Source organism: Enterobacter sp. JBIWA005 (genome assembly GCF_019968805.1).
Lineage (GTDB): Bacteria > Pseudomonadota > Gammaproteobacteria > Enterobacterales > Enterobacteriaceae > Enterobacter > Enterobacter vonholyi.
This window is the reverse complement of record NZ_CP074159.1, coordinates 2,955,348-2,973,724: the sequence shown is the minus strand read 5'-3', so window position 1 is coordinate 2,973,724 and position 18,377 is coordinate 2,955,348. Positions and strand designations below refer to the sequence as shown.

The 18,377-nt window shown below is 55.9% G+C and carries 19 protein-coding genes, 2 tRNA genes and 1 other annotated feature; of the genes, 9 read left to right on the top strand and 12 right to left on the bottom strand.

Translation table 11 applies throughout. The annotated features are described in order from the left end of the window. Positions 1-19: 19 nt before the first annotated feature. From hisIE to hisL, 9 genes are all read right to left on the bottom strand, one after another. Positions 20-631 (bottom strand): bifunctional phosphoribosyl-AMP cyclohydrolase/phosphoribosyl-ATP diphosphatase HisIE, encoded by a 612-nt coding sequence (gene hisIE, locus KGP22_RS14165; protein ID WP_111966135.1) that lies wholly within the window; start codon positions 629-631, stop codon positions 20-22. Further along, entirely contained in the window at positions 625-1,401 is a 777-nt protein-coding gene (gene hisF, locus KGP22_RS14160; protein ID WP_111966136.1) for an imidazole glycerol phosphate synthase subunit HisF, read from the bottom strand. The genes hisIE and hisF overlap by 7 nt, the downstream gene beginning before the upstream one ends. Continuing rightward, positions 1,383-2,120 (bottom strand): 1-(5-phosphoribosyl)-5-[(5-phosphoribosylamino)methylideneamino]imidazole-4-carboxamide isomerase, encoded by a 738-nt coding sequence (hisA, locus tag KGP22_RS14155; RefSeq protein ID WP_149367478.1) that lies wholly within the window; start codon positions 2,118-2,120, stop codon positions 1,383-1,385. Before hisA ends, hisF begins: the two co-directional genes overlap by 19 nt. Continuing rightward, positions 2,120-2,710 (bottom strand): imidazole glycerol phosphate synthase subunit HisH, encoded by a 591-nt coding sequence (gene hisH / locus KGP22_RS14150; RefSeq protein ID WP_127731590.1) that lies wholly within the window; start codon positions 2,708-2,710, stop codon positions 2,120-2,122. The genes hisA and hisH overlap by 1 nt, the downstream gene beginning before the upstream one ends. Beyond that, entirely contained in the window at positions 2,710-3,777 is a 1,068-nt protein-coding gene (gene hisB / locus KGP22_RS14145; protein WP_127731588.1) for a bifunctional histidinol-phosphatase/imidazoleglycerol-phosphate dehydratase HisB, read from the bottom strand. The genes hisH and hisB overlap by 1 nt, the downstream gene beginning before the upstream one ends. After that, positions 3,774-4,835, bottom strand: a complete 1,062-nt coding sequence (hisC, locus tag KGP22_RS14140) for a histidinol-phosphate transaminase (RefSeq protein WP_149367479.1) — start codon at positions 4,833-4,835, stop codon at positions 3,774-3,776. Before hisC ends, hisB begins: the two co-directional genes overlap by 4 nt. Beyond that, the gene (gene hisD / locus KGP22_RS14135; RefSeq protein ID WP_149367480.1) at positions 4,832-6,136 is read right to left on the bottom strand and encodes a histidinol dehydrogenase; all 1,305 of its coding nucleotides are present in this window, start codon (positions 6,134-6,136) and stop codon (positions 4,832-4,834) included. The genes hisC and hisD overlap by 4 nt, the downstream gene beginning before the upstream one ends. Positions 6,137-6,141: 5 nt before the next feature. Beyond that, on the bottom strand, positions 6,142-7,041 hold the full coding sequence (hisG, locus tag KGP22_RS14130; protein WP_000886595.1) for an ATP phosphoribosyltransferase: 900 nt from the start codon (positions 7,039-7,041) through the stop codon (positions 6,142-6,144). 45 nt (positions 7,042-7,086) lie between these two features. Beyond that, positions 7,087-7,210 (bottom strand) — a sequence feature (His leader region). Next, positions 7,186-7,236, bottom strand: coding sequence for a his operon leader peptide (hisL, locus tag KGP22_RS14125; RefSeq protein ID WP_001364200.1), 51 nt, complete (start codon positions 7,234-7,236; stop codon positions 7,186-7,188). (Overlaps the previous feature by 25 nt.) 175 nt (positions 7,237-7,411) lie before the next feature. Here hisL and KGP22_RS14120 point away from each other — a divergent pair, with 175 nt between their 5' ends. The 3 genes from KGP22_RS14120 (at position 7,412) to plaP (ending at position 10,837) form a co-directional block, all read left to right on the top strand. Continuing rightward, positions 7,412-8,236 carry an SDR family oxidoreductase gene (locus KGP22_RS14120; protein ID WP_111966141.1) on the top strand — a complete coding sequence of 275 codons (825 nt, stop codon included), beginning with the start codon at positions 7,412-7,414 and terminating at the stop codon, positions 8,234-8,236. A gap of 41 nt (positions 8,237-8,277) precedes the next feature. Beyond that, positions 8,278-9,207 (top strand): LysR substrate-binding domain-containing protein, encoded by a 930-nt coding sequence (locus tag KGP22_RS14115; protein ID WP_111966142.1) that lies wholly within the window; start codon positions 8,278-8,280, stop codon positions 9,205-9,207. Between the two features lie 271 nt (positions 9,208-9,478). Further along, positions 9,479-10,837: a putrescine/proton symporter PlaP gene (gene plaP, locus KGP22_RS14105; protein ID WP_023312362.1), complete on the top strand. Its 1,359-nt coding sequence runs from the start codon at positions 9,479-9,481 to the stop codon at positions 10,835-10,837. A 123-nt stretch (positions 10,838-10,960) separates the two neighbouring features. On the opposite strand, the gene sbcB is transcribed toward plaP, so the two are convergent. Further along, entirely contained in the window at positions 10,961-12,388 is a 1,428-nt protein-coding gene (sbcB, locus tag KGP22_RS14100; protein ID WP_187695497.1) for an exodeoxyribonuclease I, read from the bottom strand. Positions 12,389-12,595: 207 nt separating this feature from the next. On the opposite strand from sbcB, the gene dacD reads away from it, so the two are divergent. From dacD to KGP22_RS14080, 4 genes are all read left to right on the top strand, one after another. Further along, positions 12,596-13,762 (top strand): serine-type D-Ala-D-Ala carboxypeptidase DacD, encoded by a 1,167-nt coding sequence (gene dacD, locus KGP22_RS14095; protein ID WP_032646438.1) that lies wholly within the window; start codon positions 12,596-12,598, stop codon positions 13,760-13,762. 119 nt (positions 13,763-13,881) lie between these two features. Continuing rightward, on the top strand, positions 13,882-14,355 hold the full coding sequence (sbmC, locus tag KGP22_RS14090; protein WP_149367481.1) for a DNA gyrase inhibitor SbmC: 474 nt from the start codon (positions 13,882-13,884) through the stop codon (positions 14,353-14,355). Positions 14,356-14,447: 92 nt separating this feature from the next. Then, entirely contained in the window at positions 14,448-15,506 is a 1,059-nt protein-coding gene (locus tag KGP22_RS14085; RefSeq protein WP_133294755.1) for an FUSC family protein, read from the top strand. A gap of 158 nt (positions 15,507-15,664) precedes the next feature. Beyond that, positions 15,665-16,000, top strand: a complete 336-nt coding sequence (locus tag KGP22_RS14080; protein WP_008499467.1) for a DUF496 family protein — start codon at positions 15,665-15,667, stop codon at positions 15,998-16,000. 48 nt (positions 16,001-16,048) lie between these two features. On the opposite strand, the gene KGP22_RS14075 is transcribed toward KGP22_RS14080, so the two are convergent. Both KGP22_RS14075 and KGP22_RS14070 read right to left on the bottom strand, forming a co-directional pair. Then, complete coding sequence (locus KGP22_RS14075; RefSeq protein WP_111966146.1) at positions 16,049-16,384, bottom strand: gamma-glutamylcyclotransferase family protein; 336 nt, start codon at positions 16,382-16,384, stop codon at positions 16,049-16,051. Positions 16,385-16,437: 53 nt separating this feature from the next. Then, positions 16,438-16,513 (bottom strand) — tRNA-Asn (locus tag KGP22_RS14070). Positions 16,514-16,674: 161 nt separating this feature from the next. Between KGP22_RS14070 and emmdR the strand changes: the two genes are divergently transcribed. Together emmdR and KGP22_RS14060 are read left to right on the top strand one after the other, a co-directional pair. Then, positions 16,675-18,129 (top strand): multidrug efflux MATE transporter EmmdR, encoded by a 1,455-nt coding sequence (gene emmdR, locus KGP22_RS14065; protein ID WP_149366528.1) that lies wholly within the window; start codon positions 16,675-16,677, stop codon positions 18,127-18,129. A gap of 103 nt (positions 18,130-18,232) precedes the next feature. Further along, positions 18,233-18,308 (top strand) — tRNA-Asn (locus tag KGP22_RS14060). Positions 18,309-18,377 lie beyond the last annotated feature (69 nt).

The window sequence follows — 18,377 nt, the reverse complement described above, 5'->3', positions numbered from 1 at the left end:
GGGATATTCCCCGGTTTTTTTATTTGTGCCGTTTGCGAAGATTTTCAATCACCGCCGTCAAATCCAGCTCCTGGTCTTGCAGCAGCACCAGCAGGTGATACATCAGGTCCGACGCTTCATTCGTCAGCTCCTCGCGGTCATGCACCGTCGCGGCCAGCGCGGTTTCAACGCCTTCTTCACCTACCTTCTGCGCAATACGCTTGGTTCCGCTGGCGTACAGCTTTGCGGTATACGAACTTTCAGGGTCAGCCGTTTTACGCTCTGCCAGCAGCTGTTCCAGTTGATACAGGAACAACCACTGGTGGCTCGCCTCGCCGAAGCAGCTGCTTGTGCCCTTATGGCAGGTTGGGCCGATTGGGTTTGCCAGCACCAGCAGGGTGTCGTTATCGCAGTCTGGCGTAATGCTCACTGCATTCAGGAAATGACCCGAGGTCTCGCCTTTGGTCCACAGGCGCTGTTTCGTGCGGGAGTAGAAGGTCACTTTGCCGCTGGCGAGCGTTTTCGCCAGCGCGTCCTGGTTCATATACCCCAGCATCAGCACTTCGCCTGAGACTGCATGCTGGACAACCACCGGCAGTAATCCGTCCGTTTTTTCCCAGTCCAGCTGCGCCTGTTGTTGCTCTGTTAACATACCCTGATCTCCACGCCCTGGTCGGCCAGGTACGTTTTTAACTCACCAATATTAATAATCTGCTTGTGGAACACGGAAGCGGCCAGCGCGCCGTCCACGTTCGCATCGCGGAAGGCTTCCAGGAAATGTTCCATGGTGCCCGCGCCTCCGGAGGCAATCAGCGGAACGTGGCAGACCTCACGAACTTTTTTCAGCTGTTCGAGGTCATACCCGTTACGCACGCCATCCTGATTCATCATGTTGAGGACAATCTCGCCAGCGCCACGCTTTTGCACTTCCTGCACCCAGTCGAGCGTTTCCCACTGCGTCACGCGCGTGCGGCTTTCATCCCCCGTGTACTGGTTGACGTGATACTTGCCCGTTGCGGCGTCATACCAGGTGTCGATCCCAACCACAATACACTGCACGCCAAAACGATCGGCAAGGCGGGTGATCAGCTCCGGGTCGGCCAGGGCAGGGGAGTTGATGGAAATCTTGTCGGCGCCAAACGAGAGAATTTTGGCGGCGTCGTCAGCGGACTTAATTCCGCCCGCCACGCAGAACGGAATGTCGATCACTTCCGCCACGCGTTCCACCCAGCTTTTGTCGACCACGCGGCCATCGCTGGACGCGGTAATATCGTAGAACACCAGCTCGTCTGCGCCTTCATCAGCATAGCGTTTTGCCAGCGGAACGATGTCGCCAATGATCTCGTGGTTGCGGAACTGCACGCCTTTCACGACCTGGCCGTCACGTACGTCCAGGCAAGGGATTATCCGTTTTGCCAGCATTGAATCGCCTCCGTCACAGTAAATTTACCTTCCAGCAGAGCCCGGCCCACAATCACACCCTGCACACCGGTACCGCGCAGCGCGGCTACGTCGTCTATATCACCGATACCGCCGGAAGACTGGAACGCTATCTGCGGATAACGCGCACAAACCTCTTCATAAAGCGAGACGTTGGAGCCAGCCAGCGTGCCGTCGCGGGAGATGTCAGTGCATAACACGTGCTTCAGGCCAACGGGCAGATAGATATCAACCAGCTCTTCCAGCGTCACGCCGGAGTTTTCCTGCCAGCCGCTGACGGCCACCTGCTTGTTGCCCTGTTCGTCAATACGCACGTCCAGCGCCAGTACAAGGGCGTCGGCGCCAAAGAGGCGGAACCAGCCCTTCACCGTCTCAGGATCTTTCACGGCGGTCGAACCTACCACCACGCGGGCCACGCCAGCGTCCAGCAGCGCCGCGACGTCATCTTCCGTACGCACGCCGCCGCCAACCTGTACCGGCACATCAACACCCGCAACAAGTTGTTTAAGCAGCGGGATCTGGCGTTTCGCCGGGTCTTTCGCGCCAGTCAAATCCACAAGATGCAGTACCTGCGCACCCTGGGCGGCATAATCCTGCAGACGCGGCAGCGGATCGTTTCCGTAGTCTCGCTGCTGCCCGTAATCACCCTGATGCAGACGGACAACCGTACCGTCAATTAAATCTAACGCGGGAATAATCATCACATCTCCAGGAAGTTTTTCAGCAACTGCGCGCCCGCGGCGCCAGAGCGCTCCGGGTGAAACTGCACGCCGAAGAAATTGTCTTTCTGTACGGCTGCCGTAAACGCCTCGCCGTAAGTGCACTGGGCGATCGTATTCACGTTCACCGGCATGGCGTAGCTGTGCACGAAGTAAAAATACGCGCCGTCTTCGATGCCGCGAAACAGCCTGTCGCCCGCTTTGGCGTACACGCGGTTCCAGCCCATATGCGGCAGAGGCAGACCGTGGTCAGTCATTTTCGGCACGTCTTCGTCAATAATGCCCAGCAGGTCAACGCCGTTATTCTCTTCGCTGCGGCGGCCCAGGATCTGCATGCCCAGGCATATGCCCAGCACCGGCTGGGTACAGGCCTTGATCAGATCGATCAGATCGCGTTCGCGAATCTGATCCATTGCAGCCTGCGCGGTACCTACGCCCGGTAAAAAGAGTTTGTCGGCGCGCAGCACCACGTCCGGGTCACGGCTCACCACCGGCTCGTAGCCGTGGCGCGCAATGGCCGATTTTACGGAGTTCAGGTTGGCGCATCCGGTATCCAGAATCACCACATTCATTACAGTACTCCTTTCGATGAAGGCAGGGCGTCACCTTCCACGCGAATTGCCTGGCGCAGGGTACGACCAAAGGCTTTGAAGAGACTCTCCACGCGGTGGTGGTCGTTCTTACCTTTGGTCTTCAGGTGCAGCGTCAGGCCCATGGTATAAGACAATGAACGGAAGAAGTGCTCCACCATTTCGGTGCTCAGATCGCCCACGCGCTGGTAATTGAAGTCTGCTTTATATTCCAGGTGCGGGCGACCGGAGATGTCCATGGCGCAGCGCGCCAGACACTCGTCCATCGGCAGGACAAAGCCAAAACGGTTAATGCCGCGTTTATCACCGAGCGCAAGCTTCAGTGCTTCACCCAGCGCCAGGCCGGTATCTTCCACGGTGTGGTGATCGTCGATGTAGAGATCGCCTTTTACCGTAATTTCCATGCGGAAACCGCCGTGGGTGGCAATCTGGTCGAGCATGTGGTCGAAGAAACCTACGCCAGTATGGATCTTGCTGCCGCCTTCGCGGTCCAGCCAGACCTTCACATCAATCTGCGTCTCTTTGGTGTTACGTTCAACGTGCGAGTAGCGGTCGCGTTTTGTCAGCTGCTCGCCAATCATCGTCCAGTTCAGGTTGTTGCGGTCGTATCGCAGTCCCGCGATGCCCATGTTTTCCGCCAGCGTAATATCGGTTATGCGATCGCCGATAACATAGCTGTTGGTTTTATCCAGCGCATCTTCAGCCAGGTAGCGCTCTACCAGCTTCACCTTTGGCTTACGGCAGTCGCACTCGTCGGCCGGCATGTGCGGGCAAATCAGCACCTCATCAAATACCACGCCCTGAGAGGTCAGCACCTGCATCATTAAATTATGCGGGCCGTCAAAGTCTGCCTGCGGGAAGCTGTCGGTACCCAGACCATCCTGATTGGTGATCATCACCAGCCTGTATCCGGCTTTTTGCAGCTTGAGCAGCACCGGAATCACGTCCGGTTCAAAGGCCAGCTTGTCGAATCGATCGACCTGAAAATCGGCTGGTGGCTCCGAAATAAGGGTGCCGTCACGATCGATAAAAAGGATCTTCTGGGTCATACTTTCTCCGCTTTCAGGGCGTCAATTACGCGCTGGCTCTCTGCGCGGGTGCCGACGGTAATGCGCAGGCATCCGCTCAGGGAAGGTTGTTTATTCTGGTCTCGTAAGATAATGCCCTGATCCCACAAAGATTTAAATACGGCACTCGATGCGGTGAAGCGTACCAGGATGTAGTTGGTTTCCGAGTCGAACACCTGCTCCACGCACGGGATATCCTTCAGGGCAGTCACCAGATACTGACGTTCCTCCAGGATTTGCGCCACGCGCTCGCGCATCGCGTTGATCCCCTGAGGCGTCAGCGCCTGTGCCGCAATATCGGCTACCGGCGTCGAGAGGGGGTACGGAGCGATCACCTTCAGCAGCAGGTCGATGACCTCTTTATTCGCCAGCGTAAACCCGCAGCGCAGGCCCGCGAGGGCGAAAGCCTTTGACAGCGTACGCAGCACCACCAGGTGCGGATACTCTTCCAGCCAGCCAGCCAGCGTCGCCTGCGGGCAGAACTCGATGTAGGCTTCGTCGGCCACCACCAGCGCTTTACCGTTCGTCATCTCCAGCAGGGTGCGGATATCCTGCGGGTTAATAATCTGCCCGGTCGGGTTGTTTGGGCTGCAGACAAACACGACTTTTACGCCGTCGAGATTGTCGGCAATCCCCTGCAGATCCAGCTGCCAGTTCTCCAGCGCCTGCACGTTGCGGCACGCCACGCCGAAGGTTTCCGCGCTGACGCTGTACATGCCGTAGGTCGGCTGGCAGTACATGACGGCGTCTTTGCCCGGCTCGCAGAACGCGCGGATCAGCAGTTCAATGCCCTCATCCGCGCCGCGGCTGACCAGCACCTGCTCTGGCTTCACGCCCGCGTACTGCGCGTAGTTTTCGATAACCGCTTTCGGCTGACACTCCGGATAGCGGTTCAGCGTTTGCTGCGACAGCTCAAACTGCACCGCAGTCGGGAATTCGTTAGCATTCAGCCAGACATCCCCTTTGCCGCCCAGACGACGCGCAGACTGATAGGGCGTCAGGCGACGGACATTTTCGCGGGCTAATTCTTCAATGTTCATGCTTGCTCCTTCAGGGCTGCAACGCGCAGCGTAACGGCATTTTTGTGGGCGGTCAGGCGCTCGGCGGCAGCCAGGGTTTCAATGGTCGAGGCCAGTGAGGCAAACCCTTCGCGGGAGAGTTCCTGCACGGTCATGCGCTTCTGGAAATCCGCCAGGCCGAGGCTGGAACAGGTTGAGGTGTAGCCGTACGTTGGCAGCACGTGGTTGGTGCCGGAGGCGTAATCGCCCGCTGACTCCGGTGACCAGTCGCCGAGGAACACCGAGCCCGCGCTGGTAATGCTGTCGACCAGATCGCGCGCGTTGCGGGTCTGAATAATCAGGTGCTCCGGGCCGTACTGGTTAGAAATGGCAATGCACTGCTCCATATCGCGCGCCACAATCAGGCGGCTGGCCGCTAACGCCTGGCGTGCCGTTTCGGCGCGGGGCAGGTCGGCAAGCTGACGCTCAACGGCTTCGCCCACGCGTTTTGCCATGTTGGCGTCCGGCGTCAGCAGGATGACCTGCGAGTCCGGGCCGTGTTCCGCCTGTGAAAGCAGGTCGGACGCCACGAAATCCGGCGTTGCGCCGCTGTCGGCAATCACCAGCACCTCAGACGGGCCGGCAGGCATATCGATGGCCGCACCGTCCAGACGCTGGCTGACCTGGCGCTTGGCTTCGGTCACATACGCATTGCCCGGACCAAAGATTTTGTCGACCTTCGGAATGGATTCCGTGCCGAACGCCAGGGCAGAAATCGCCTGCGCGCCACCCACTTTATAGACCGCCTGCACGCCGCACAGCTTCGCCGCGTAGAGGATCTCGTCGGCAATCGGTGGCGGCGAGCACAGCACCACTTTCTGACACCCGGCAATCCGCGCGGGAGTCGCCAGCATCAGTACGGTGGAGAAAAGAGGCGCAGAGCCGCCGGGAATATAGAGGCCGACGGACGCAACCGGGCGCGTTACCTGCTGGCAACGCACGCCGGGCAGGGTTTCGACATCTACGGTCTGCAGCTTCTGCGCGGTGTGGAAGGTATCAATATTTTTCACCGCAACAGCCATTGCCTGCTTGATGTCGTCACCCAGACGATTGCTGGCATCAATGATTTCCTGCTCGGTAACCTGTAATGCGCCGACTTCCGTCTTATCAAACTTCGCGCTGTATTCACGCAGCGCGTCATCGCCACGGGCTTTGACGTTATCCAGGATCTCTGCCACGGTGCGCGAGATGCTTTCAGAGGCGGAAATCGCCGGGCGCATCAGCAGCTCGCGCTGCCGTGCGTCGCTACAGGTATTCCAGTCGATGATTGTGTTAAAGCTCATGGCCATTACTCCATCATCTTCTCAATTGGCAGCACCAGGATGGAGCTTGCGCCCAGCGCCTTCAGTTTTTCCATGGTTTCCCAGAACAGGGTTTCGCTGCTCACCATGTGCATCGCCACGCGCTGCTGATCGCCCGCCAGCGGCAGGATGGTTGGGCGCTCGGCGCCCGGCAGCAGGGCAATCACTTCATCCAGGCGCTCGGTTGGGGCGTGCATCATGATGTACTTGGACTCACGCGCCTGAATGACGCCCTGAATGCGGGTCAGCAGTTTGTCAATCAGCTGCTGCTTGGCATCCGCCATCTCGCCGTCGCGCTGAATCAGGCACGCTTTGGAGCGGTAGATCACTTCCACTTCGCGCAGGCCGTTCGCTTCCAGCGTCGCGCCGGTAGAGACCAGGTCACAGATGGCGTCCGCCAGGCCCGCACGCGGCGCCACTTCAACGGAGCCGTTCAGCAGGCAGGATTTAAACTGCACGCCTTTCTGATCCAGATAACGCTTTAACAGGTGAGGGTAGGAGGTGGCAATACGTTTGCCGTTCAGCGCGGCCGGGCCGTCCCAGGCTTCATCAACCGGCGTTGCCAGCGACAGGCGGCAGCCGCCGAAGTCCAGACGACGCAGGGTGAAGTAACGCGGATCTTCGCCCTGCGCGCGGCGGGTCAGCAGCTCTTCTTCCAGCACGTTTTCCCCGATGATGCCGAGGTCAACGACGCCATCCATGACCAGGCCGGGAATATCGTCATCACGCACGCGCAGAATGTCGATGGGCATGTTTTCAGCCAGAGCAATCAGGCGCTGGGTGTGCAGGTTAATTTTAATCCCGCAGCGGGCCAGCAGTTCGCGTGAATCGTCACTCAAACGGCCTGATTTTTGAATAGCTATGCGTAAACGTGAGTTATCTAACATTCTTTATTCCTCGTTAACCTGTTTTAACCTGTCTGAATTCGGTCCAAAAAAAAGCCCCCGGAAGAAGATCTTCCGGGGGCTTTTTCATGCGTTCATGCACCACTGGAAGATCCAAACGTCTTCCAGCACACATCGCCTGAAAGACTAGTCAGGATGATGGTGATGATGGTGGTGTTTAAATTGAACGCGTGTCATATAAATTCTCGATGAATGCTTATTCATTTGATGTCTTTTAACCTAAACCAGTTGTGCGACATATTGCAAGGGCTTTTTTTGATCATTAATTCATTTCATATTGATGCTATGAATTGTGTGTTCTGCCGGGCTGGCGTAGCCTTATGAAAGACGAGTAAGAGTCAGGAGAATTCGCATGAAAAAGGTCGCGATTGTCGGTTTAGGATGGCTGGGAATGCCGCTGGCGATGTCATTAGCCGCGAAAGGCTGGCAGGTGACCGGGAGTAAGACCACCCGAGATGGGGTCGAAGCGGCGCGCATGTGCGGTATTGATGGCGTTGAACTGCGTCTGGAGCCGGAGCTGGTGTGTGATGCGGACGATCTGGACACGCTGATGAACGTGGATGCGCTGGTCATTACGCTACCCGCGCGGCGCAGCGGCCCGGGCGAATCATTTTATCTGCAGGCGATGCAGGAGATTGTCGACAGCGCGCTGGCGCATCACGTACCGCGCATTGTTTTCACCAGCTCGACGTCGGTCTATGGCGATGCTGAAGGTGTGGTAAAAGAGAGCTCCGAGCGCCGTCCCGTTACGGCGAGCGGTCAGGTCCTGAAAGAGCTGGAAGACTGGTTGCATAATCTTCCCGGCACGCAGGTCGATATCGTGCGTCTGGCAGGATTGGTGGGGCCTGGACGCCATCCGGGACGCTTTTTTGCCGGAAAGACGGCGCCAGACGGCCAGCACGGCGTGAATCTTGTCCATCTTGAGGATGTTATTGGCGCGATTGAGTTACTCTTACAGGCTCCGAAAGGCGGACACATCTATAATATATGTGCACCGTCTCATCCAGCGCGCAGCACCTTTTACCCGCTGATGGCACGTCAGCTTGGCCTGGCTCCGCCGGTCTTTAGTGAGGCAAAAGATGACAGCAAAGGCAAAATTGTTGATGGCAATCGCATTTGTCATGAGCTGGGGTTTGAGTATCAGTATCCCGATCCGCTGGTGATGCCCATGGAATAAGACCCGCAGCGGAGACGATCGCACACCAGAAGGGGGCGAGCATGAAACCGCTGCTGGATGTTCTTATTATTCTGGATGCACTGGAAAAAGAGGGGAGCTTTGCCGCTGCGTCGGCAAAGCTCTACAAAACCCCATCTGCGTTGAGCTATACCGTTCAAAAACTGGAAAGCGATCTCAATATTCAGATCCTCGATCGCTCCGGGCACCGCGCACGTTTTACCCGAACCGGACAGATGCTGCTGGAAAAAGGCCGCGAAGTTCTGCATACCGTTCGCGAGCTGGAAAAACAGGCTGTTAAGCTCCATCAGGGATGGGAAAACGAGCTGGTTATTGGCGTGGATGATACCTTTCCATTTTCTCTCCTGACGCCGCTGATTGAAGCTTTTTATCAACATCACAGCGTGACCCGTCTTATCTTTATAAATGGCGTGCTGGGTGGCTCCTGGGATGCTTTAACCCAGGGCAGGGCGGATATTTTTGTCGGTGCACTCCATGAGCCTCCCCAACTGAGCGATTTTGGTTTTGCCCGGCTCGGCGTGCTGGAGCAGGTATTTGCCGTGGCGCCCCATCATCCCCTGGCTCAGGAACCAGAGCCTCTTAACCGTCGTATGATTAAAGGCTACCGCGCCATCGTGGTTGGGGACAGCTCTCGTCCGGAATGTTCGGCCTCCTCGCAGCTGCTTGATGAGCAGGAGGCCATCACCGTTTTCGACTTTAAAACCAAGCTGGAGCTGCAAATAAGCGGCCTGGGCTGCGGCTATTTGCCCCGCTATCTGGCGCAGCGGTTTATTGACAGCGGTGCGCTTGTTGAAAAACAGGTACTTGCTCAAAACAGCCATGAGTCGGTGTGGGTGGGCTGGAATGAACAGACCGCCGGGCTGGCAAGTGCCTGGTGGCGCGACGAAATTTTAGCAAATAGTGCTATCGCCGCTGTTTATGCTCAGGGCAGCGTCGAGAAATCAGCCAGTTAGCAAAAAGAAAATTACCCGCTGCGTTGCAAAGTATTGCCTTTTGTATCCGATGTGGGGCAAAATGCCGCCGCTGCAACCAAATGAATAATCGACGATATAAAAGGCGTCGGTTATTTTTTTTTGCATGTACGAAACGAAACTAAAAACCAAGAGGCCGGGCTTCGTACCGGATAGATATTTACTAAAATCCGACAGTTGTTGTCGCTGAGGAAGAAACAAATGGGGCAATTTTTCGCTTACGTGGCGGTTATCACCTTAAAGGAGAATAACTATGTCGCATAACGCAACTCCAAACACCTCTCGCGTGGAATTACGTAAAACGCTTACGTTGATTCCGGTTGTTATGATGGGCCTGGCCTATATGCAACCGATGACGCTGTTCGATACATTCGGTATCGTATCAGGCCTCACAGACGGTCATGTGCCGACGGCTTACGGCTTCGCGCTGATTGCGATCCTCTTTACCGCGCTGAGCTACGGTAAGCTGGTTCGCCGCTATCCGTCTGCCGGTTCCGCCTACACCTATGCACAGAAATCCATCAGCCCGACGGTTGGCTTTATGGTGGGCTGGTCTTCGCTGCTCGACTATCTGTTCGCGCCGATGATCAACATTCTGCTGGCAAAAATCTATTTTGAAGCGCTGGTGCCATCGATTCCATCCTGGATGTTCGTCGTGGCGCTGGTGGCCTTTATGACGGCCTTCAACCTGCGTAGCATTAAGTCTGTTGCCAACTTTAACTCCGTTATCGTTGTGCTTCAGGTTGTCCTGATTGCCGTTATTCTTGGCATGGTGATCTATGGCGTGTTCCACGGCGAAGGCGCGGGCACCCTGGCGAGCAGCAAACCGTTCTGGTCTGGTGATGCGCATGTGATCCCGATGATTACCGGGGCAACCATTCTGTGCTTCTCCTTTACCGGTTTTGACGGCATCAGCAACCTGTCCGAGGAAACGAAGGATGCAGAGCGCGTGATCCCTCGCGCAATCTTCCTGACGGCGCTGATTGGCGGTCTGATCTTTATTTTCTCGACCTATTTCCTGCAGCTGTACTTCCCGGATATCTCCCGCTTCAAGGATCCGGATGCGTCTCAGCCAGAAATCATGCTCTATGTGGCGGGTAAAGCGTTCCAGGTTGGTGCGCTGATCTTCTCCACCATCACCGTACTGGCGTCCGGTATGGCCGCGCATGCAGGCGTTGCGCGTCTGATGTACGTAATGGGCCGCGATGGCGTATTCCCGAAAAGCTTCTTCGGCTACGTGCATCCAACCTGGCGTACCCCGGCGATGAACATCATCCTGGTCGGTGCGATTGCGCTTCTGGCAATTAACTTTGATCTGGTGATGGCTACGGCGCTGATTAACTTTGGTGCGCTGGTGGCGTTCACCTTTGTTAACCTGTCGGTTATCTCTCAGTTCTGGATCCGTGAAAAGCGTAACAAAACGCTGAAAGATCACTTCCAGTATCTGTTCCTGCCGATGTGCGGTGCCCTGACCGTGGGCGCGCTGTGGGTTAACCTGGAAGAGAGCTCGATGGTGCTTGGCCTGATTTGGGCGGGTATCGGCCTGATTTACCTGGCCTGCGTTACGAAGAGCTTCCGTAACCCGGTTCCGCAGTACGAAGACGTCGCGTAAGACTGTGTCGGGTGGCGGTTACGCCTTACCCGACCTACATAACCCGTAAGCCCGCGTAAGCGCAGCGCCGCAGGGCAAAAAAAAACCGGAGACCATCGCCTTCGGTTTTTTTATTTCTGACTTTCAGACTATCTCTTGCGCGTACTGGAACAGGGATTTCAACAGTGCCTGTTTCTCAGCATTCCCTTCATACTGGCCATAAAGCATTTCCAGCTCCTGAGCGTAGCTGTGCAGATACTCTGGCGTAAATACGTTGCGACGGTGCTGCAGCCAGCGTTCCTGCTCGGCTTCATCCAGCGTGCCGGGGTAGTTACGCGCGCGGTAATTAAACATCAGCTTTTCGATGCGCTTATCGGCGAAGGTGATATCAAGCGCCGGTAAGTTACGCGGCTCGGTTTGCAGAACGATATTCATGGCCGCGCGATCGGCATCGCTGAAGAAGCCGTTATAGAGCTGGGCATCCACGTTTTCAGACGGCACGAATGGCTCCGCCTCGGCAAAGATAGCAACCACTTTCTCGCGCACCTGCGGGTTTTCGCGCAGCACTTTCAGGTTATCGAGGCAGTGCTGACGGTTGATGCCCAGCCTGTCTGCATCTTCCGGGCGCAGCGTGTTCGCCTGAGCGAGTACCGGACATTTATTTATGTGCACCAGTTTGACCGGCACCGCGGGCAGATCGCCGAGTTCATTTTTTGGCGTGTACAAACGTTCGCGCAGGGTATCGCTGTCGAGCTCCAGCAGGGGTGAAATATCGCCCGCCAGGTCCACCATGATGACCGCATTACGGTTGTCCGGATGCCACGCCAGCGGCGCAACCCAGCTGGTATTGCCGCGCCATGCGCCAAACATGCCGGAAATATGCACCAGCGGCTTCATCTGCGGTACATCAATCAGCGTGATCAATTTCTGTTTACTGCGGTGGCTCAGCAGATACTCGAACAACCGGGGCTGTGCGCTTTTCACCAGCTTCGCCATGGCAATGGTGGCATAGACGTCCGCCATCGCGTCGTGGGCGTTGCTGTGCTCGATACCGTTGGCGCGCGTCAGGTGTTCCAGCCGGAAGCTGGTCAGCCCTTCCTCATTTTCCGGCCAGTTAATGCCTTCAGGACGCAGGGCGTAGCAGGCACGCATGATGTCGAGCAAATCCCAGCGGGAATTGCGGTTCTGCCAGCTCCAGGCATAGGGATCGTAGAAGTTGCGATAGAAGATATTGCGCGTCACTTCGTCATCGAAGCGGATGTTGTTGTAACCAACCACGCAGGTATTGGGAACGGTAAACAGATCGTGAATGCGTCGGGCGAACTCTGCCTCGTTAACGCCTTTCTCCCGCGCTTCCTGCGGGGTGATGCCGGTAACCATGACCGCACCGGGCTGCGGCAGGTAGTCATCAGCCGGTTTGCAGTAAAAGACCTCGGGCTCGCCAATAATGTTGAATTCGTCGTCGGTACGGATGGCGGCAAACTGCGCCGGTCGGTCCAGCGCCGGGTGAGTGCCAAAGGTTTCGTAGTCGTGGAACAAAAAAGTCGGGCGAGCGGCAGAGTCAGACACCAGTAATACCATCCTGTTAAAAAATGACGTCACTATGGTAAACGATCGCGCGGGTCAGACCGAATAAAAAGCACCGCCGCGAGGCAAATTTGCGCGCCAGCTTCAGAGAAAAATCTGCGTTCTGTCACATTTTTTTGCAATTAAGCCAGGTAACGACATCAGAACTCCCGTAAAAAGGTCATCGATTTTTACTGACCTGAGGATATACCGTTGAAACGCCGTCTGTTTATTGCTGTTTCTTTACTCGCTTCGAGTGTCTCATCTGCTTTTGCGGCCGAACCACTGGATTTTTCGCCGCAGCCTCCGGCCATTCAGGCTGGCTCCTGGGTGCTGATGGATTACACGACTGGTCAGATTTTAACGGCGGGCAACGAACATCAACAACGTAATCCGGCGAGCCTGACCAAGCTGATGACGGGCTATGTGGTGGATCGGGCCATTGATAGCCACCGCATTACGCCGGACGATATTGTCACCGTAGGGCGCGATGCCTGGGCAAAAGGAAACCCGGTTTTTGACGGCTCGTCGCTGATGTTCCTGAAAGAGGGCGATCGCGTCTCCGTGCGCGATCTGAGCCGCGGCCTGATAGTCGATTCCGGCAACGACGCCTGCGTGGCGCTGGCCGATCACGTGGCGGGCGGGCAGCCGCAGTTCGTGAAAATGATGAACGACTACGTGCAGAAGCTGAACCTGCGCGATACGCATTTTGAAACCGTCCACGGGCTGGACGCGCCGGGCCAGCACAGCTCCGCCTATGACCTGGCCGTACTCTCCCGGGCCATCATCCACGGCGAACCTGAGTTTTACCATATGTACAGCGAAAAGAGCCTGACCTGGAACGGGATCACCCAGCAAAACCGTAACGGCCTGCTGTGGGATAAAACCATGAACGTGGACGGCCTTAAAACGGGGCATACCTCGGGGGCTGGCTTTAACCTGATTGCGTCTGCCGTAGACGGCCAGCGCCGTTTAATCGCGGTGGTGATGGGGGCGGACAGCCCGAAAGGGCGTGAGGACCAGGCCCGAAAACTGCTGCACTGGGGACAGCAGAATTTCGATACGGTGCAGATCCTGCATAGCGGAAAAAAAGTGGGGACGGAGCGCATCTGGTACGGCGACAAGGAACAGGTGAAACTGGGAACCGACCAGGACTTCTGGCTGGCCTTGCCGAAAGCGGAAGTACCGAACATCAAAGCCAAATACGTGCTGGATAAAAAAGAGCTGGAAGCGCCGATTGCCGCGCATCAGCGGGTCGGAGAAATCCAGCTCTATGACCGCGACAAAGTGGTAGCCCACTGGCCGCTGGTAACGCTGGAAGCCGTTGATAAAGGCGGCCTGTTCTCTCGACTGAGCGATTACCTGCATCACACGCTATAAGTCCTGCTGAGCAGACTGGCAGGGTTGCGAGTCTGCTCACATAATAAACACTCCTCGTTTGCTGATAATGATAATCCAGTTTTATAGTGTATAAATATACAGTAATAAATGGAGGCAGCATGGACTACAGCATTAAGCAGCAACAGAAACGTAAGATTGCCGGTTTTCATTTGGTCGGCCCGTGGGAACACACGGTAAAGCAGGGCTTTGAACAGCTGGTCATGTGGGTTGACGGGCGTCACATTGAGCCGCTGGAGTGGGTGGCGGTCTATTACGATAACCCGGATGAAGTCCCGGCAGAAAAACTGCGCTGTGATACGGCCGTTACCGTACCGGACGATTTCGTTATTCCGGAAAACAGCGAAGGCGTCATGATGACGGAAATCGCGGCCGGGGACTATGCCGTGGCGACGGCTCGCGTGGAAAACTACGACTTCGCCACGCCCTGGTATCAGTTCTTCAATTCCCTGCTGCAGGACAATAAGTACCAGATGGCGCTTAAGCCCTGCTTCGAACGCTATCTCAATGACGGCAATGCGGACGGCTACTGGGATATCGAAATGTATATCGCCGTCGAGCATAAAACGGTTTAAGCCTGCTAAATGAAGGGTTTTTCAGCCGGGATCGATCCGCCCGGCTGAAAACACAGTACAATTGTGGTTTGCCGTGTAGCTGGAGAGCGGGTGTGCGTCCCGACAAATCATTAACTCCTTTTGAAATTCGGTTGTATAAACATTACCGCGTTGTGCACGGGTGTCGCATCGCGCTGGCTTTCGTATTGACGTTTGTACTGGTCCGTTTGCTGGACGTTCCGGAAGGGACGTGGCCGCTGATCACGCTGGTGGTGGTGATGGGGCCCATCTCGTTTTGGGGGAACGTGGTCCCGCGCGCCTTTGAACGAATTGGCGGGACTGTTCTTGGCTCGGCCCTGGGTCTTATTGCGCTGAAGCTGGAGCTCATCTCATTTCCGGTGATGCTGGCATGGTGTGGTGCCGCTATGTTCCTCTGCGGCTGGCTGGCGTTGGGCAAAAAGCCCTATCAGGCGCTGCTGATTGGTATTACTCTCGCGGTGGTTGTCGGGGCGCCCGCCGGGGATATGACCACGGCGCTGTGGCGAAGCGGGGATGTCATCCTGGGGTCGCTGCTGGCCATGCTTTTTACCGGTATCTGGCCGCAGCGGGCTTTTCTGCACTGGCGTATTCAGATGGCTAACTACGTTACCGCCTTTAACCGCGTTTATCAGGCCGGTTTTTCCCCTAATCTGGTCGAGCGCCCGCGGCTGGAAAAGCACCTGCAAACCATCCTTAACGACGTGGTTAAAATGCGCGGCCTGATCACGCCCGCTAGCAAAGAAACCCGCATTCAAAAATCGATTTTCGAAGCTATCCAGACGGTAAGCCGCAACCTGGTCTGCATGCTTGAACTGCAAATCAACGCCCACTGGGCTTCGCGTCCCAGCCATCTGTTGATGCTTAATGCGCAGACCCTCAAAGAGACTCAGCAGATGACGCAGCAAACGTTGTTGACCATCGCTCATGCGCTCTATGAAGGCAACCCGCAGCCGATACTGGCCAACAGCGAGCGACTGAATGAGATCGTCGCGGAGCTGAAGCAGTTAATCAATGAACGCCAGAGCGATAACGTGGCGGAAACGCCTATTCATGGCTACGTCTGGCTGAGCATGGAACTGGCGCGGCAGCTTGAGCTGTTATCGCACCTTATTTGCCGGGCGCTGCGCAAATAAAAGGCGTATGTGACGGCTGCTGCTTCGATTCAGCAGCAATTGGGGTTATGATAGCTTTAAACGATATACTCATTGTCATTCGCAGCCGCTGTCAGTAAGGTTATTGTTACAACGGTTGCCTTAACGAATCCGACTCTCACATTATCAGGGGTGTAAAAATGGAAACTACCAAGCCTTCGTTCCAGGATGTTCTGGAATTCGTCCGCCTGTTCCGCCGCAAAAACAAACTGCAGCGTGAAATCCAGGACGTTGAGAAGAAGATCCGTGACAACCAGAAACGTGTTCTGCTGCTCGACAACCTGAGCGACTACATCAAGCCAGGCATGAGCGTTGAAGCTATTCAGGGCATCATCGCCAGCATGAAGAGCGACTATGAAGACCGCGTTGATGACTACATCATCAAAAACGCAGAGCTGTCCAAAGAGCGTCGCGACATCTCCAAGAAGCTGAAAGTGATGGGCGAAATCAAAAACGGCGAAGCAAAAAGCGAGTAATCGCAGCGAATCGTGAAAAAGGCTCTCTGGTGACAGAGAGCCTTTTTTTTATGACTCAGAACGCGGCTGCAGCTGATAAATCCAGGCCTGAACCTGCTTGCCTTCAGAGGTGGTCACTGCGACCTCAACCCGGTCATAGCCGTCTTCAAATTCATCCAGCAATTGCCAGTGTGCGGCAAGGTTATCAGAGATAAACAGATAGCCTTCGACGCGGGGACCATCGGGGTGGAGCACGATCCCCGGGAAGTCCGCCGCAGCACCCCAGCCGCGTTCGTAAAACGTGCCGGATACGGAACCGGCCAGCCATTCGCCGCCGATGTTCTCAAGAATATGCGCATTAGAGTGGCCCGGGCGCAGCGTGCCGTAGACAAACAGAGCGTTCATTTTCCCTCATCCGCAAAGCAAAAAGCCTGCTTTAAAAGCAGGCTTTTTAAATTTGGCTCCTCTGACTGGACTCGAACCAGTGACATACGGATTAACAGTCCGCCGTTCTACCGACTGAACTACAGAGGAATCGTTGTGGAGGCTTATCTTAGCGGCGAAAAAAGTTTTGTCAAACCTGATCTTAGGGAAAATCGACCGATTGCTGATTCTGTCGTCAGTTTGTTGTAAATCCACACATCTTTTTCTGGAAAATACTTTGCAGGATTAGCATTTGTCCCCCATCATTTGAAATGGAGTTTCAACTTTTCTCGCTAAGGTCCATTTTGAACGTCACTGCCTCCTTACGCCAGGCGATAACGCGCACGCCATGGTATGCAAAACGTAAAAGCTATCGTGTCCTGTTCTGGCGTGAAATCACCCCTCTTGCTGTGCCTATCTTCCTGGAAAATACCTGCGTTCTGCTGATGGGGGTTCTGAGCACCTTTCTGGTGAGCTGGCTGGGTAAAGAGGCGATGGCTGGGGTTGGGCTGGCGGACAGCTTTAACATGGTGGTGATCTCGTTCTTTGCCGCCATAGACCTCGGGACGACGGTGGTGGTGGCCTTTAGCCTCGGCAAGCTGGATCCCAAACGTGCACGCGAGGCGGCCCGCCAGTCGCTGATGATCATGACCATTTTTTCGATCGTCCTGGCGGCGGTGATCCACTATTTTGGTAAAGAGATTATCGACTTTGTCGCCGGGGAGGCCACGAACGAGGTTAAAGACCTGGCGCTGACCTACCTGGAGATGACCGTCATAAGCTATCCGGCAGCGGCCATTGCCCTTATTGGCAGCGGCGCGCTGCGCGGGGCGGGCAGCACCAAAATTCCGCTACTGATCAACGGCGGGATGAATATCCTCAATATCATTATCAGCAGCGTGCTGATCTACGGCGTGTTCTCGTGGGACGGGCTCGGCTTCGTCGGCGCCGGACTGGGTTTAACCATTTCACGCTATATCGGTGCGGCAGCCATCATCGGGGTACTGATGGCGGGGATCACCCCCTCGCTACGCCTTACGCTGAAAAGCTATTTCCGCCCCTTTAATTTCGCCATTATCTGGGAAGTGATGGGGATCGGTATTCCTGCGAGCATTGAGTCGGTGCTGTTTAACGGCGGGAAATTGCTGACGCAGATGTTTGTCGCCGGGATGGGCACCGACGTGATCGCCGGTAACTTTATCGCTTTTTCCATCGCCTCGCTGATTAACCTGCCGGGTAACGCGCTGGGGTCGGCATCGACCATCATCACCGGTAAACGGCTCGGGAAAGGGCAGATAGGCCAGGCGGAGCGGCAGCTGCGGCATGTTTTCTGGCTGTCGACCATTGGACTGACGCTGATCGCCTGGGGAACCGCGCCCTTTGCCGGGCTGATGGCCTCGTTTTATACCCACGAAGACGACGTTAAAGAGGTCGTTAAGATCCTCATCTGGCTCAACGCGGCCTTTATGCCCATCTGGGCGGCCTCATGGGTATTGCCCGCCGGGCTGAAGGGGGCGCGCGACGCCCGCTTTGCGATGTGGGTTTCGATGCTCGGCATGTGGGGATGTCGCGTTGTGGCGGGGTATACGCTCGGGGTAATGCTCGGATGGGGAGTGGTCGGCGTCTGGCTGGGGATGTTCCTCGACTGGGCCGTACGTGGGGCGCTGTTCTACTGGCGAATGGTCAGCGGGCGCTGGCTGTGGAAATATCCGCGGAAAAATGCCTGACAATTGCGCGAAGTGGAGAATAATTCGGCAAACGATCGGAAATATGCATTCTGCCTTTGACATCCCGGGGGAGCATCGATAATATGCGCCCCGTTCACACGATTCCTCTGTAGTTCAGTCGGTAGAACGGCGGACTGTTAATCCGTATGTCACTGGTTCGAGTCCAGTCAGAGGAGCCAAATTTGAAAAGCCTGCTTTTGAAGCAGGCTTTTTGCTTTTCTGCGCAAGGTAAATGCAAAACGGCAACC